This is a genomic window from Streptococcus sp. ZY19097 (genome assembly GCF_040731245.1).
GTDB lineage: Bacteria > Bacillota > Bacilli > Lactobacillales > Streptococcaceae > Streptococcus > Streptococcus orisratti.
Genome location: NZ_CP160400.1, coordinates 293,429 through 308,078, shown reverse-complemented (window position 1 = coordinate 308,078; position 14,650 = coordinate 293,429). Strand labels below are relative to the sequence as shown.

Below are 14,650 nucleotides of genomic sequence, written 5' to 3'. Positions count from 1 at the left end.
AAATGGCATACCCCATTTATTCGGTGGTTAGCTTCCCCTTCAATGCAGCTTACGCTTATGATATAATGAAAAGAAAAAGGAAATTTTATGATTAGAAACTTTAAACCACGCTTGATTTCCTTACGTGTTCACATCTATAAACATCTCTCAGACTTATTTCCACTCGCGGTGGTCCATGCCTTCTTACAAATCATCGTGGCTTTATTCTTAAAACCTAATAGTTTTTTCCCCGTGACCTTGGGAATTGATTGGTTCGAAAAGATGTGGTGGCTAGATCATCTGATATCTGACTTGTCATCCGTCATACTCTGTCTCTTGTACTCTTTATTTGTCACTCTCATCGTATGCGACTACCTCGGAAGCAGTAAGAGCCGACCCTTACCTACCATTTTTTCCTTTCTTTTTACATGGCTCATGTACAGCACGATACATCTGGGTATGGGACAAAAAGAATATACATATCCCGCTTGGATGTTATTGATCGGGACGAGTGTTTTGATTGTAGCTCTTGTGAAGCTTGGACGGCGCTTCTTTAGTAAGATACCTTATATGGACTGGATTACTTTTATTGGCGGGATTTATGGGACGCAGCTTCTGGCTAATAAATTCACTTTCCGTGATATTTTGACAAATCTGCAAGGACTTTGGAGTTTGGCTGTCTCATGGGAACCTGTTCATTATTACAGCGTTGCTGCTTGGTCATTGGTCGGACCTGTCTGCGTCTTTTTAGGAATCCCCATTCCAGAGTTCTTGTCTAATCCGACAGCTGATTTAGACAGCGCAACAACCAACATGACTGCTGTCCTTAGTAAGCAAAAAGTCCCTTATCCTTTTACCCTTTACACATTACAAAATAGTTTTGCCATTATTGGTGGAGTGGGTTTCCTCTTTGGCTTGGCACTCTCTATTTATATCTTCCATAAAAAGCAGGGTAAAAGACTAGGTGCTCGATACACATTGTCAGTTATTGCCATGCTCTTTAATCAGCCTCTGCCTTTTCTCATGGCTTATCCAACTCTCCTGAATCCTATCTTGCTTATTCCCATGCTACTTTCGACACTGGTTAGTATTGCTATCGGGGTTTTGGCCATTTATAGCAAAGTTGTCTTTCCGTCCCTGTACACAGTACCGACTGGAACACCTCATATCCTTTTTGCTTACCTCGCTTCCAATGCGTGCTTAGGATATCTCATTTTAATACCACTAGTCATTGCTGTATCAACGACCATCTATTACCCATTTGTCAAAAAATTATACAAGGAGGACGTCATCAGTGAAAAAGCTTGATTTAAAGGCTCTGTTCAACAAATGGCCCTACCTTCTTACGGGATTTATCTTGCTCATCATGTTACTCTTAGGGCAGCGCTATATGAATAATTTCTACAAAACCAACACTCGCCTCTACACCTCGCAAATGGAACCCACTATATTTGTCCCAGGTTCTAGTGCGACACAAGAACGTTTTAATGGCACTTTTCAAAAATTAGCTTCTATGGGCTACTCTCATTCAGTTTTGAAAATTACCGTATCTAAAAAGGGCACATTATCCTACTCAGGAGCGATTTCATCAAGAGAGCATAATCCTTACATCGTTATTGCCTTTGAAGACAATTCGGATTCCTATGCTAATATTAAACGTCAGGCTGGATGGCTCAATACAGCACTCTCTGAGATTCAAACGAAATACCGATTTCGCCGATTTAATGCTGTTGGTCACTCCAATGGTGGTTTAGTCTGGTCCTTCTTTTTAGAAGATTATTGGCCAGATACCAACTTCCAAATCAATACCTTGATGACCATTGGTTCTCCCTATACCTAACAGTAACCGACATGAACAATCACACCCAGATGTTGACAGACTTGATTGATGACAAGAGCAATATTCCAAAAGACCTTACCGTCTATAATATCTCAGGAAGTAACAGTTACAATAGTGACTATCTCGTCGCTATCACAAGTGTTGAAGCTGGTAAGTACATCTATCAAAATCAAGTCAAACAATACACTTTCTTTACGGTGACAGGATCAACCTCAGAGCATTCAGATTTACCAACCAACACTCAAGTACTTCAATATATCGCTCAATACGTCCTTCAAACAGGAAAAGGGCAAAAGCCCACACCCAATAACACTTCTAAATAACTATGCATTAAAATTCTAATGAACGTCAAGTCTTCCTTGTCACAACCATTCTGTTGCATACTGGGTCCTTAGTTAACGAATACTCCATGAACAATCGGATTAGCCTCAACAGTCCTGAAAAACATTGAATAATCAGAAATAAGGCGGACAAGGTTCATATCAGCCATATACCAATTGAACACTGCTATTTTTTCATCTAGCATAGCTGATACTCTTCGAAAATCAAAATTATCCGTTGTCAACTTGCCTTGATGAACTCAAGTTCTATCGTCGGCTTCGTTTCCTAGGCTACTTTTGATTTTCATTGAGTATGAAACTTGATTTTTGAAGAGTATAAAAATAATAGGAACGAGAAAGCTCCCCTTACTTTGGAGTACTTTCTCGTTCCCTTTTTTATTTTCTATTTTCCAAATCGCGAAGCATCTGGTCAATTTTATTCCCATATTCAATCGATTCGTCCTTGATAAAAGTCAAATCAGGAATCTTATACATGGTCAAATTCTTACCCAGTTCACGTTTGATAGTTCCTGTTGCCTTTTCCAGACCAAGCTGAGCTTTTTGACTCTCTGATGCCAAATCTGAATGAATAGTGTAATACACCTTCGCCATTGAGAGGTCTCCCAACATTTGTACATCAGTGATGGTTACACCTTGCACACGCGGATCACGTACTTTTTTCTGCAAAATCTCATTGACTTCGCGTTTAATTTCCATTCCAACACGATCAATACGATGATTAGCCATAGTTTTTCCTTTCTTTAATTTGTTTTTAGTTTTGATAAGTACACTCAGTGAAAACCAAGATCAGATTAGCTTAAACAGCCTACAGAAAGACTTTGAAAAGTCGGAAATGAAGAGAGTAACGTTCATATCATCAATATCCAGCTAGAAGCGCTGTTACTTTTTATTTGTGCGTAGCAGGCTGTAAATCTCTACTGAAGTTTCAGGTTAAGCCAATAAAGTTGAATATGATTTTCAAAGACTATATTCTTTTGACACAACCAGCATCTCACAGAATGTTATTACCTAACGCTTTGTAAAACGGACACTATCAGTAATCTGCAACCATTTTCTACCTTTTTAATAAAAGCTAGGCCAGATGACCTAGCTTTTATTGCTTTTCGATAAAGGAAGTAAGTAACTCTAATCGAGAAAATAATCCGCAAGCATAACTTGTGTTACACAAAGCAAAATTAACAAAGAATAGAGTTAAGAACCTTTCTTGATCATCTCTTGATTTCCTCCATGATGTAAGCTTCAATAGTATCGTCAACTTTAAGATCATTGAAGTTTTCAATCATGAGACCACCTTCTTGAGCGTTTCCGACTTCCTTAACATCATCTTTATAGTGTTTCAAACTTGCAAGTTTACCATCAAAGATAACCACACCATCACGGATAACTCGAGCGTTTGAATCCCGCGTAATTTTACCATTGATAACCATAAATCCACCAATAGTTCCGACCTTGGATACCTTGAAAGTTTCACGGATGATAGCTTCACCAATGATTTTTTCTTCGAATTCTGGATCAAGCATGCCTTTCATGGCATCTTCAACTTCTTCAATGACTTTGTAGATAATTGAGTGGAGACGAATTTCCACGCCATCAGTTTCTGCTTGTGTCCGTGCCTGTGGTGTAGGACGGACGTTAAAACCAATAACAACGGCATTCGAAGCTTCCGCAAGTGTGATGTCCGATTCATTGATAGCACCAACTGCTGAGTGGACAACGGTAACTTTTACACCTTCAACATCAATTTTGAGAAGTGATGCAGCAAGTGCTTCAACAGAACCTTGAACGTCGGCTTTGATGATGACGTTGACAGATTTAACTTCACCTGCTTTGAGGGTATCAAAAAGATTTTCAAGAGAAACACGTTGAGTAGCTTGACGTTGTTTCATGAGTGCACGTTTCGCACGTTCTTCACCAGCTGCACGAGCAGCTTTTTCGTCTTCATAAACAGCGAAATGGTCGCCTGCCATAGGCGCTTCGTTCAGTCCTGTGATAGATACTGGCGTTGAAGGCTCTGCAAATTTCACGCGACGACCGAGGTCATTAGCCATAGCACGAACACGTCCAAAAGTATTTCCGACAACAATTGGATCTTGCACATGAAGGGTACCTTGTTGAACAAGGAGGGTTGCCACTGCACCTTTACCTTTATCAAGGCGAGCTTCAATAACAGTACCAATGGCACGGACAGTTGGATCAGCTTTAAGTTCTTCCATTTCAGCTACTAAAAGAACTGTTTCAAGTAATTCTTCAATGTTTTGACCGAATTTTGCTGAGATTTCAACAAACTCACAGTCACCGCCCCAAGCAGTTGAAATGATACCGTGCTCTGCTAATTCACCGATAACACGTTCTGGGTTAGCACCTGGTTTATCAATCTTGTTGATAGCAACGATGATTGGTACTCCAGCCGCTTTTGAGTGATTGATGGCTTCAATCGTTTGTGGCATGACACCGTCATCAGCAGCAACAATCAAGATAGTAATATCGGTGATTGAAGCACCACGTGCACGCATTGAGGTAAAGGCCGCGTGACCTGGTGTGTCAAGGAAGGTAATCTTCTTACCATTTTCAATGATTTGATAAGCTCCAATGTGCTGAGTGATTCCACCAGCTTCACCTGTTGCTACACGCGAATTGCGCAAAGTATCCAAAAGGGTTGTTTTCCCGTGGTCAACGTGTCCCATGATTGTTACAACCGGTGCACGCTCAACCATATTTTCAGGATTAAGGTAGTCTTCATCAACGAAGAAACGTTCAATATCAGCATTATCAACTTCAACTTTTTTCTTGGCTTCAATACCATAGTCCACCATAAGTAGTTCAATGGTATCTCCGTCAAGCGATTGGTTTTGTGTTGCCATAACACCCATCATGAAGAGTTTTTTTACAATTTCAGCTGGTTCGCGTTTGATACGTTTTGCGATTTCAGCCACCGTCATACCTTCGGTATATTCAAATTCTTTTGGTAATTCATGGAACTTACGTTCTGTGACGGGTTTGGCACTATCTTGGCGATTATTTTTACCTTTTTTATTTTTCTTGCTGTTATTCCAGTTACTATTCTTTTGATTTCTCACTTGGTTTTGACTATTCCAATTTTTCTTATTTTTTGTTTGTTTAGGACCATCTTCATTTTCATGTTTAAAATCACGTGATTTATCCGAATGGGCCTTTTTACGACGATTATCTTGCGCCTTAGATGCCTCTTGAATAGGGGCTGGCGCAGCTTTAACAACAACAGTGTTCTTCTTAGACTCTGCCTTCTTAGCAACTTCAGCCTTAGCTTGCGCTTCTAATTTAGCTTGACGTTCCGCTTCCTGAGCCTTAAGAGCAGCTTGTTTGGCTGCTTCTGCTTCACGAGCTGCACGTTGCTTGGCTTCTTCTTGTTCACGGAAACGTGCCTCACTGTTACGTGAGTATTCCGCATTTTGCTCCGCCTTCAATGCTGCTGCACGTGCCTTAAAATCAATCCGCGGTGCAGCTGGTTGCTGAGGTCGATTTTGATTGCGGGCATCGCGGCGGTCATTTTGACGGTTATCGCGACGTTCGTTGTTCCGATTTTGTCCTTGTACTTGTCGGTCGCGACTAGTTCCCTGACGGTCGTTCAAGCGATTATTCTGATTACGCTTATCCTGACGATTTTGATTATGCTCATTGCGACGATCATTTTGACGCTTAGTGCTACGCTCATTGTTGCGATTATTTCCTTGAGCACGGCGTTCTGCTTCTGCTTTGGCTTTTGCTTCGCGCTCCGCCTTAAAATTTCGGCTTTGCGGCTTTGGCTTGGCATCCGATGTTGGCTGTGAAGTCGTAACTGGTTGTGCTGTCACTTCTACAGGCGCAGTAGTTTTAGTTACTGGTTCAACTTTTACCTTAAGTGCTTCTACAGGCTTTTCAACCTCAGCAGGCACAGCTTTTTCAATCTTTTGCGTTACAAAACTTTCCGCAATTCGTTTGGCATCAGATTCTTCCACACTAGAGGAATGGCTTTTTACAGGAAGGCCTAGAGCTTGAGCATGTTCAACAACTTCCTTGCTTGTTTTTCCAATTTCTTTAGCAATTTCGTGTAATCTTTTCTTTGACAATTGATGTCCTCCTATTCGTTTATTCCATAAGAGTCCTCATTTTCTTTGAAAATCCAGTGTCTGCAATGGCAATAACCTTACGCGGTTTCCCTAATGCAGCACTTAATTCCAGCGTATCAAACACTGTGGAGACTTCTACTTTGTAATATTTACTTTTATCAGTTATTTTCTTGGTCAAATTCGGTCCAGCATCATGAGCTAGAAAAATAAGTTGTGCTTTTCTAGATTGAATAGTTTTGATAACTAATTCTTCACCAGAGATTACTTTTCCTGCCCTTTGTGCTAGACCAATTAGATTTGACAATTTCTCACGGTTAATCAAGACCTAACTCTCTTCTTTTAACTTTGTGATCCACATAAGCAATCAATTCATCATAAAATTCCTCTGGAACATCCATTGAAAAACTGCGATCGAATACTTTCTTTTTCTTTGCCTGAAGAGCTTCATCGTTGTCCAACTTAATGTAGGCACCACGGCCATTTTTCTTGCCAGTCGGGTCAATGAAAATTTCCCCTTCTTTATTTTTAACTATACGAAGAAGGTCGCGCTTATCAATCACTTCTCCCGAAACAACTGATTTCCTTAAAGGTATTTTACGTGTTTTAGCCATGAAACACCTCTTTTCTTCTAATTTTATTATTCAGCTTCTGTACCAAAAGCTTCGGCTGCCGCTGCTAAGTCAGCATCAACTACAGATTCTTCTACTTCTGCCGGTGAAATAGCCTTGACTGCTTCGCGCTCTGCTTCAAGTGCCTCGTACTCAGAAGCAGACTTGATGTCAATACGGTAGCCAGTTAAGTGAGCCGCCAAACGAACATTTTGTCCACGACGTCCAATAGCCAGCGACAATTTGCTATCAGGAACAACAACGGTTGCTCTTCTGCTATCTTCATCATCGAAGAGAACCATATCAACTTCTGCAGGAGCAATAGCATTATAGATATACTCTGCTGGATCTTCTACCCATTGAATAACATCAATGTTTTCTTCGACAGGTACTTCAACACCAGCTTTAGCATCATATCGTTTTGGATGGAATTTGCTAATAACTTTCTTGATATTTGAACCACCGCGTCCAACGATAGTACCGATAGCATCAACATTTGGATTGTGAGAACGTACAGCAACCTTGGTCCGATCACCAGCTTCACGAGACACACTCATGATTTCCACTGTGCCATCGAAAACTTCTGGAATTTCTTGTTCCATGATACGTTTGATAAATTCTGGATGGCTACGGCTAACGAAGACATTGACCCCTTTAGGATTATTTTCAACCTTGTACACATAAACTTCAATACGGTCATGAGATTTCCACGTTTCACCAGGAATTTGGTCTTGGTGAGAAAGCTGCGCTTCTAAAGAACCAAGGTTAACGTAGATAAAACGTTGGTCAAAACGTTCTACCGTACCAGTCATGATTTCACCCTCATGTTGTTTGTACTCATTATAAGTGACTTCGCGCATTTGACGACGCATTTTTTCCATGATAGTTTGCTTGGCAGACTGCGCAGCAACTCGACCAAACTCTCTCACAGACTCTTCAAAGCGAATTTTATCACCAAGTTCGTAGGCGGAGCTGATTTTCAAGGCATCTGATAGGCTAATTTCCAAGCGGCTATCAAAAACTTCTTCGACAACCTCACGTACAGTGAAAACTTGAAAATCACCTGTCTTTTCATTGAACTCAATGGCACAAGACTCAGATTGACCATAGCGACGTTTATAAGCTGATTTTAGTGATTCTTTTACGGCATCAATGATGTCGTCTTTATTAATGTGTTTTTCTTCTTCCAAAATACGGAAGGCTTCTAGCATTTCTTTGCTCATAGTGTTGTGTCCTAGGGACAATTCCTTTCCTAAAATTTAATTCTTAACTTATAGCTTAACTGCCATACGGGCTTTAGCCACTGTTTCATAGGGAATATGGACTGTTTTGTGACGCGTCTTATCCAAGTAATCAATCGCCAAAGTCTTCCCATCAAATGATTTCAAATCACCTTCAAAAATTTTCACTTTATCAATAGCCTTATAAAGACTCACGTTAATATAAGAGCCTACAGCATTCTCTAAAGCTTCCTTTGTTTTTAAAGGGCGCTCTAATCCTGGACTTGAAACTTCCAGCATATACTGTTCAGGAAATGGATCAGGCTTGATGGTATCTAGCAATGGACTGATAAGTTCTGTGAGAACAACAGTATCTTCTACAGTAATCCCCTCAGGCTTATCCACTAAAATACTTAGAACATAGTCTCCACCCAATTTTTCATACTCAACATCAACCAACTCAAATGGTTCTTCAATCACTGGTGCTACCACCTCTGTGACAATGTCAATGATATTATTTTTTGCGATGATTCTCCCCTCCTTCAACTTCAGCAACAATATCAACCTCTCCCTTGATGCTCTTGCCAAGTCATTAAATAAAATACACACAAGAGGCGAAGATACTTCTCCGCCCCTTTCTTGTATTATTTACCATTATTATAACATAAATTTATCAGAATGCAAGAATTCTGTTTGTTTTCATAAAAAGATAATCAAGTTAACTTTTCTTAGGCAAATATTTTTGTGTAATAATAATTTTTACGTTATTTTTTAGGAATATTTGCATAGTATAAATAAGTTAATTTTCTTTTCGGGCAATAAACATACCATATTCTTTAGGTATGACTAACATACTATTATTAAATTTCATTTCCAATCTTTTACGGATTATTGTTTCGTCTAAGGAACCTATTTCTGAAATTCCTCTCAGTGATTGAATGTATTGAACGAGATCATCAATATTTGTTACCTGTAGCTCATCATCATAGATTAATTTTTCGACATTATTAAAATATCTAATCAAATAATTCTTTCCATTTTGCAAAGTAAAAGTCTTATTTTCCAACTCTTGATTTATCTCATTTTTAAATAAACTTGCCAAATAATCGACAACTCCATTTTCACCAAATGTAGCACAATAAAAACATACTAAGATTAGTAGTGAAGAAATCTCCGACGGGAGAAAGTACTCACTACTTTTTCTTTATGATAAAGTAGAGGTGTCTTGTTAAGTCGATGCTTCTTTTGACGCTAGACGTCGCAATAAAAACTGGCAAGACACCTGTTTTAGGAAGAATGTTATCAAAGTATGTGGGACGCTAGACGTCGAGTATTGAAAATGACATCTCTAAAACAAGGAATCATTCAAGACAAAGAGGTAATATCATGCGTGCAGTTTTTGGGATTGATGTGAGTAAAGTAAGTTCAGAAGTGGCCATTCTAGTCAACGGCGAGAAGGTTCATGGCTATACCATGCCCAATGATGCCATTGGCTTTGCTCGGCTACTTGGCGATTTGAAAACCGTCCACAAGCCAGAAATCATCTTTGAAGCAACAGGCGTCTATTCTCGTCGTCTTCAAGCTTTTCTGGATGAACATGGCTACGCTTACACACGGCTCAATCCCTTAGAAGCCAAGAAGCAACTGGATAGCTTGCGTGTGCGAAAAACAGATCAAATTGACGCCGAAAAACTGGCTCAGTCTCAGTTTGTATTGAATCGTAAACCGACCTATGTCCAAGAAGAAGTCTATCAAGATCTGCGAGATTCAAGTCGGTTCTATCAGAACTTAACTGAGGACATCGTTCGAGCTAAAAACCGTCTGCACAAGGTCTTACAGGTCACTTTTCCTGAATTGGAAACTATCTTGTCAACACCAACTGGGGAACAATACTGGAACTTAGTTACTGCGTTTCCTTGCAAGGACTTCGTGCTTGAGTTAAGCAAGGATGAACTCTCAAAGAGCATCCGTCTGTCCACTTCAAAACGGATTTCTGACGAGCGTGTGGCCTACTTAGCAGAGAAGCTGACAGCACTAGCTAATCAATCTTATTGTGCCGTCAAGAAAACCTCTCCAATCATGGAAGAGGTCCGTTACTATGCAAAAGAATTGCTTAGACTTTCTGAACAGAGACAAGCAATCTTAGACGAAATGGTGGAACTAGCTCAACCTTTACCAGAGTATGACATTCTGCTTTCTATTCCTGGTATCGCTGAGACGACTGCAACAAGTATTATTGGTGAACTGGGAGATATTCGCCGTTTTCAGTCTGCCAATCAAATCAATGCCTTTATCGGTATTGACCTGAGACACTATGAATCTGGAAACTTCATCGCTAAGGAACACATTACCAAGCGTGGCAACCCCTACGCTAGAAAGATTCTGTTCAAATGCATTCACAATATCGCTTCAGCTAGTCACACCAATCCTTGCCATATTGCAGACTTTTATGAGAAACGAAAAAGGCAATCGCAAACGACTTCAACCAAGCCACACACGATTGCCTCCATACATCGTCTCATCCGGACAATGTATTACCTCATTATGCATAACAAACTTTACGATTACACTTTAACCCAAAATCGGTAAAACTGTTTATGCCATATTATTGTAACACCTTATTTCAAAAATCACAAAATAAGGTGTTGATTTTGTATACACTTTTTATGTAAATCTTTAGTGTAAAGTAAGGTCACTTCCCTATTTTGATGACTGTATGAAAATTATTTTTTCTCTAAAACCTTGATAGACTTGACAAATGGTAGAAAAATGCCTCCTTTTTTTAATACTCTATTCACTTCATCAAGAGCTTTATCAATATCATCAACATGATGCAACAACATATTAGCAATAACAATATCAAAAGTTTCATTCTCAAAAGAGATATTTTGGATATCCATTATTTTATACTCAACATTATCTCTATTACCAATTACAGACTTTGTTTTTCTACCATATCACTAGAAAAATCAGTGACAATCAACTGTTCCATTTTGTCGATAACATCAAGCTGATTTTTCCACAATTCACCCGTACCACAGCCTAATTCTAGAACCTTTATGTCTTCAGTGATTTGGTAATTAGAAAATATCCAATTATTAAACCCAAATTTATTTTTCGAATACCTCTTATGTAATTCTACTCGAATATCGAGATTATTATGTTTTTGATATTGTTCAATTACTTTATTGCTCATTTCATATTTCCTCTATTCTATTAGCGATTCATTTTATTACATATACTTGATAGCAAATATACTATCCAATTTCTCTAATGTAATATAAATATCACATCCTTTTTTCATCTCTCCTAAAATCCAGCCAAGATAAACCATAGGCTTAGCCACAGGAGGGAGATAATCTGACTTTTTTAATCAAAGATATCAATTGAAAATTTGTTTTCCACTACTGTATTTTTATAATATGCTTGATTCGACCAGAGCCTTTATAGGGAATAATATAAAAGTAATAGGCTATCTTCAATCATCTAGGAGATAGCCGAAAATTGCTCATATCGACAATGTGTAGCTAGAACCTTGCTATTTTCGTTTTCAGCTAGTACGCTTTAAGTCTCTTACTCATCACATTAAGTCAACAAGGTCTGGGGTTAATTTCGAAAAGTAAAAGAAGAGGCTGTCTACTCCAGCCCCTTACATTTTATTACAGACGTGCATTCAACTCTGCTGAAAGTTCTTCGTAACCTGGTTTGCCAAGAAGAGCAAACATATTACGTTTATAGGCTTCCACACCTGGTTGGTCAAATGGATTAACAGCATTGAGATAGCCTGATAAACCAATTGCTAATTCAAAGAAGTAGATAACATAACCTAGCGTAAATTCATCTTGCTCTGGAAGGGTTACAAACATGTTTGGAACACCACCATCTGTATGTGCTAGAAGCACACCGTCTGTTGCTTTTTTGTTAACAAAGTCAACGTCTTTTCCTTGAAGGTAACCAAGTCCGTCAAGATCTTCAGCAAGTTCAGGAATAATCACATTTTTACGCGGCTTTTCAACACGTACAACTGTTTCGAAAAGATTACGGTATCCTTCTTGGATAAATTGACCAAGAGAATGGAGATCTGTTGAGAAGTTAGCAGAAGTTGGATAGATACCTTTTTGGTCTTTTCCTTCTGACTCACCCGCCAATTGTTTCCACCATTCACCGAAATATTGAAGTGATGGTTCATAGTTAGCTAAAATTTCAGTTATGTAACCTTTACGGTAAAGAACATTACGAACCGCAGCATATTGGTAAGCAATATTTTCGGAAATTTTATCTGAAGTCAACTCCTTGCGGGCAGAGTTTGCACCTTCCATCAATTTTGTAATATCAGCACCAGATGCTGCAATTGGAAGAAGACCTACTGCAGTAAGTACTGAAAAACGTCCACCTACGTTATCTGGCACAACAAAAGTATCCCAACCATTAGCGTCAGCTTCAACTTTAACAGCCCCTTTAACTTTATCAGTTGTTGCATAGATACGTTTATTTGCTTCTTCTTGGCCATATTTTTTAACCAAAAGTTCTTTAAACACGCGGAAAGCAATGGCTGGCTCAGTTGTTGTTCCTGATTTAGAAATCACGTTTACTGAGAATTCTTTGTCTTGCACATAATCAACAAGGTCAGCAAGGTAAGTTGATGAAATTGAGTTACCTGCATAAAGGATTTGAGGTGCTTTACGCTTGTCTGCTGATTGCAGATTTGCAAAGTGATTGTTCAAGAAATCAATAGCTGCACGAGCACCAAGGTAAGAACCACCAATACCGATAACAACAAGAACTTCACTATCAGACTGGATCTTTGCAGCCGCTTTTTGAATACGTGCAAACTCTTCTTTGTCATAATTTTCAGGAAGTTCAAGCCATCCCAAGAAATCAGAACCAGGTCCAGTTCCCTCACGAAGTAATTTATCAGCTTCTGTCACTTGTCCTTGTAAGTAATCAATCTCATGTTGACCTACAAATTCACCCAATACTTTAGAATAATCAAATTTAATATGTGTCATTGAGTTTTATATCCTCCATAAATTCTATCCCTTTTATGATACCCTTTTATCAGCTTTTTTTCAATGATTTTGAGATAAAATTCGCAAAAAAATATGACATATATTTTCCGAAATAAGTGACATATTTTCTGAAAAAGAAAAAGAGCACACGCTCGACATCGCTTAGGGCTGCTGGATTCCTCCCCTGACCCACTTCACGCACGAACGTTGCTCCATAAAACATTATAACACAATTTGCTCATTATGCAAGCGGAGAGATTGACTCTTCTTTCGCTGCTTGTTTGGCCAGTTTTTTTCGTTTGCGGCTCTGGCGGAAGAAAGTTTGCATAATAGCTGCGCAATCTTCTTCAAGTACACCTTGCTCCACAAGCACACGGTGGTTAAGCCGTTCGTCAGTGAGGATATCATAGAGGCTGCCCGCTCCACCAAATTTTTGATTGGCTGCACCGTAAATGACTTGAGGGATGCGAGCTAATCCAATAGCACCGCTGCACATCACACAGGGCTCGATGGTGACAAAAAGCGTCGCATCCAGCAAGCGCCAATTCCCTTCTGCAATATTAGCTTCATTAATGGCCATGATCTCAGCATGCATAATCGCCTGATTCAGTTCCTCACGCGCATTATGCCCGCGGCCGATAATCTGACCATCCTTAACAATAACACAACCGATGGGAATCTCTTCTTTTTGCAGGGAAATTTGAGCTTCTTTCAGAGCTTCTGTCATGAAAAATTCTTTTTCTTCCTGAGTGAAGTCTGCCATCAGCAGTCACCAATTTCCCATGATTTATGGGGGGAAGCCAATTCCACAGGAATACCGCCTGAGTAAACTTCCGTTTGGCTTCTTAAGACTTCCAGATGATTGTCTGGAGCAATACCTGCTGGCGGTACTGGTGGCATATGGGTCAAGACCAGACGTTTTACTTTGGCTGCGCTAGCGATTTCCCCAGCTTCCTTAGTAGTCAAATGAGCAATATGATTTTCATTTCCTTCATAAAGATAGACATCTGCTAAAAAGAGGTCAGCGCCTGCGGCAAATTCATCCAAGCCATCAAAATAACCCGTATCACCTGTGAAAACAAAGACCTGTCCTGTCGCACGCTCAACGATACGAAAAGCATAGCAGGGCACTGGGTGAACTGTTTTCACAAAAGTAATGTCAAAGGGACCAATTTGCTGACCTTGACTAACATCATACGCAAGACCTTGCGACACCCCCTCAAGAGTCAGTTTGCTGAATTCATAAGGGTCTTCATCATGTCCATAAATCGGCAGAACCTTAGGCTCCCAGAGATGTTTGGGATAAAGTTGAAAATAATGACGCAAGACACCAAGGTCGGCTACATGATCGGGATGATAGTGGGAAATAATGACCGCATCCAATTCCAGAGGACTGATTTCTTTTTCGAGTTCATTAAGGGCGCGGCTTCCTGCATCAATCAAAAGCTGAAAGCCATCCTTGCCTGTCAGCAGATAGGAAGTTGTCCCCTCATCTTGATAGGGATAGGCTCCCCAACAGCCTAATGTTGTTAGTTTCATATAAACACCTTCTTTTGATTTTTCTGTTT

General features: G+C 39.6%; 11 protein-coding genes, 1 other RNA gene and 3 pseudogenes. 3 read left to right on the top strand and 12 right to left on the bottom strand.

What is annotated here, in order from left to right:
* The first annotated feature begins 87 nt into the window (after positions 1–87).
* Positions 88–1,287 carry a hypothetical protein gene (locus ABZ559_RS01485; RefSeq protein WP_367007024.1) on the top strand — a complete coding sequence of 400 codons (1,200 nt, stop codon included), beginning with the start codon at positions 88–90 and terminating at the stop codon, positions 1,285–1,287.
* A gap of 58 nt (positions 1,288–1,345) precedes the next feature.
* Positions 1,346–2,142, top strand: a pseudogene (locus tag ABZ559_RS01480) (alpha/beta hydrolase).
* Positions 2,143–2,535: 393 nt separating this feature from the next.
* Here ABZ559_RS01480 and rbfA read toward each other — a convergent pair.
* The 7 genes and pseudogenes from rbfA to ABZ559_RS01445 all read right to left on the bottom strand — a co-directional run.
* Positions 2,536–2,886: a 30S ribosome-binding factor RbfA gene (gene rbfA / locus ABZ559_RS01475; RefSeq protein ID WP_018376978.1), complete on the bottom strand. Its 351-nt coding sequence runs from the start codon at positions 2,884–2,886 to the stop codon at positions 2,536–2,538.
* Between the two features lie 482 nt (positions 2,887–3,368).
* Positions 3,369–6,245, bottom strand: coding sequence for a translation initiation factor IF-2 (gene infB / locus ABZ559_RS01470; RefSeq protein ID WP_277291381.1), 2,877 nt, complete (start codon positions 6,243–6,245; stop codon positions 3,369–3,371).
* A gap of 19 nt (positions 6,246–6,264) precedes the next feature.
* Complete coding sequence (locus ABZ559_RS01465) at positions 6,265–6,567, bottom strand: YlxQ-related RNA-binding protein (RefSeq protein ID WP_367007023.1); 303 nt, start codon at positions 6,565–6,567, stop codon at positions 6,265–6,267.
* Entirely contained in the window at positions 6,560–6,856 is a 297-nt protein-coding gene (locus ABZ559_RS01460; protein ID WP_367007022.1) for a YlxR family protein, read from the bottom strand. Before ABZ559_RS01460 ends, ABZ559_RS01465 begins: the two co-directional genes overlap by 8 nt.
* Before the next feature lie 26 nt (positions 6,857–6,882).
* Positions 6,883–8,076 carry a transcription termination factor NusA gene (gene nusA / locus ABZ559_RS01455; RefSeq protein WP_367007020.1) on the bottom strand — a complete coding sequence of 398 codons (1,194 nt, stop codon included), beginning with the start codon at positions 8,074–8,076 and terminating at the stop codon, positions 6,883–6,885.
* A gap of 48 nt (positions 8,077–8,124) precedes the next feature.
* Positions 8,125–8,619, bottom strand: a complete 495-nt coding sequence (gene rimP, locus ABZ559_RS01450; protein WP_337957580.1) for a ribosome maturation factor RimP — start codon at positions 8,617–8,619, stop codon at positions 8,125–8,127.
* A gap of 253 nt (positions 8,620–8,872) precedes the next feature.
* A pseudogene (locus ABZ559_RS01445) lies at positions 8,873–9,250 on the bottom strand (class I SAM-dependent methyltransferase); the annotation flags it as partial.
* 209 nt (positions 9,251–9,459) lie between these two features.
* Here ABZ559_RS01445 and ABZ559_RS01440 point away from each other — a divergent pair.
* The gene (locus ABZ559_RS01440; RefSeq protein WP_367007018.1) at positions 9,460–10,662 is read left to right on the top strand and encodes an IS110 family transposase; all 1,203 of its coding nucleotides are present in this window, start codon (positions 9,460–9,462) and stop codon (positions 10,660–10,662) included.
* Positions 10,663–10,838: 176 nt separating this feature from the next.
* Here the strand turns inward: ABZ559_RS01440 and ABZ559_RS01435 are convergent.
* The 5 genes and pseudogenes from ABZ559_RS01435 to ABZ559_RS01415 all read right to left on the bottom strand — a co-directional run.
* Positions 10,839–11,269 (bottom strand): annotated as a pseudogene (locus tag ABZ559_RS01435) (class I SAM-dependent methyltransferase); the annotation flags it as partial.
* A gap of 463 nt (positions 11,270–11,732) precedes the next feature.
* Positions 11,733–13,082, bottom strand: coding sequence for a glucose-6-phosphate isomerase (locus tag ABZ559_RS01430; RefSeq protein WP_018376984.1), 1,350 nt, complete (start codon positions 13,080–13,082; stop codon positions 11,733–11,735).
* A 133-nt stretch (positions 13,083–13,215) separates the two neighbouring features.
* Positions 13,216–13,301: signal recognition particle sRNA small type (gene ffs, locus ABZ559_RS01425), an RNA gene on the bottom strand.
* 22 nt (positions 13,302–13,323) lie between these two features.
* A complete protein-coding gene (gene tadA / locus ABZ559_RS01420) occupies positions 13,324–13,845 on the bottom strand; it encodes a tRNA adenosine(34) deaminase TadA (RefSeq protein ID WP_367007015.1) in 522 nt (173 codons plus the stop codon).
* Positions 13,845–14,621 (bottom strand): MBL fold metallo-hydrolase, encoded by a 777-nt coding sequence (locus ABZ559_RS01415; protein ID WP_367007012.1) that lies wholly within the window; start codon positions 14,619–14,621, stop codon positions 13,845–13,847. Before ABZ559_RS01415 ends, tadA begins: the two co-directional genes overlap by 1 nt.
* Positions 14,622–14,650: the final 29 nt, after the last annotated feature.

Bases quoted from the DNA above. Each gene is read 5' to 3' on its own strand.
- ABZ559_RS01485 (WP_367007024.1), top strand. From the start codon at position 88: ATGATTAGAAACTTTAAACCACGCTTGATTTCCTTACGTGTTCACATC.
- rbfA (WP_018376978.1), bottom strand. From the start codon at position 2,886: ATGGCTAATCATCGTATTGATCGTGTTGGAATGGAAATTAAACGCGAA.
- ABZ559_RS01460 (WP_367007022.1), bottom strand. From the start codon at position 6,856: ATGGCTAAAACACGTAAAATACCTTTAAGGAAATCAGTTGTTTCGGGA.
- nusA (WP_367007020.1), bottom strand. From the start codon at position 8,076: ATGAGCAAAGAAATGCTAGAAGCCTTCCGTATTTTGGAAGAAGAAAAA.
- ABZ559_RS01440 (WP_367007018.1), top strand. From the start codon at position 9,460: ATGCGTGCAGTTTTTGGGATTGATGTGAGTAAAGTAAGTTCAGAAGTG.
- ABZ559_RS01430 (WP_018376984.1), bottom strand. From the start codon at position 13,082: ATGACACATATTAAATTTGATTATTCTAAAGTATTGGGTGAATTTGTA.
- tadA (WP_367007015.1), bottom strand. From the start codon at position 13,845: ATGGCAGACTTCACTCAGGAAGAAAAAGAATTTTTCATGACAGAAGCT.
- ABZ559_RS01415 (WP_367007012.1), bottom strand. From the start codon at position 14,621: ATGAAACTAACAACATTAGGCTGTTGGGGAGCCTATCCCTATCAAGAT.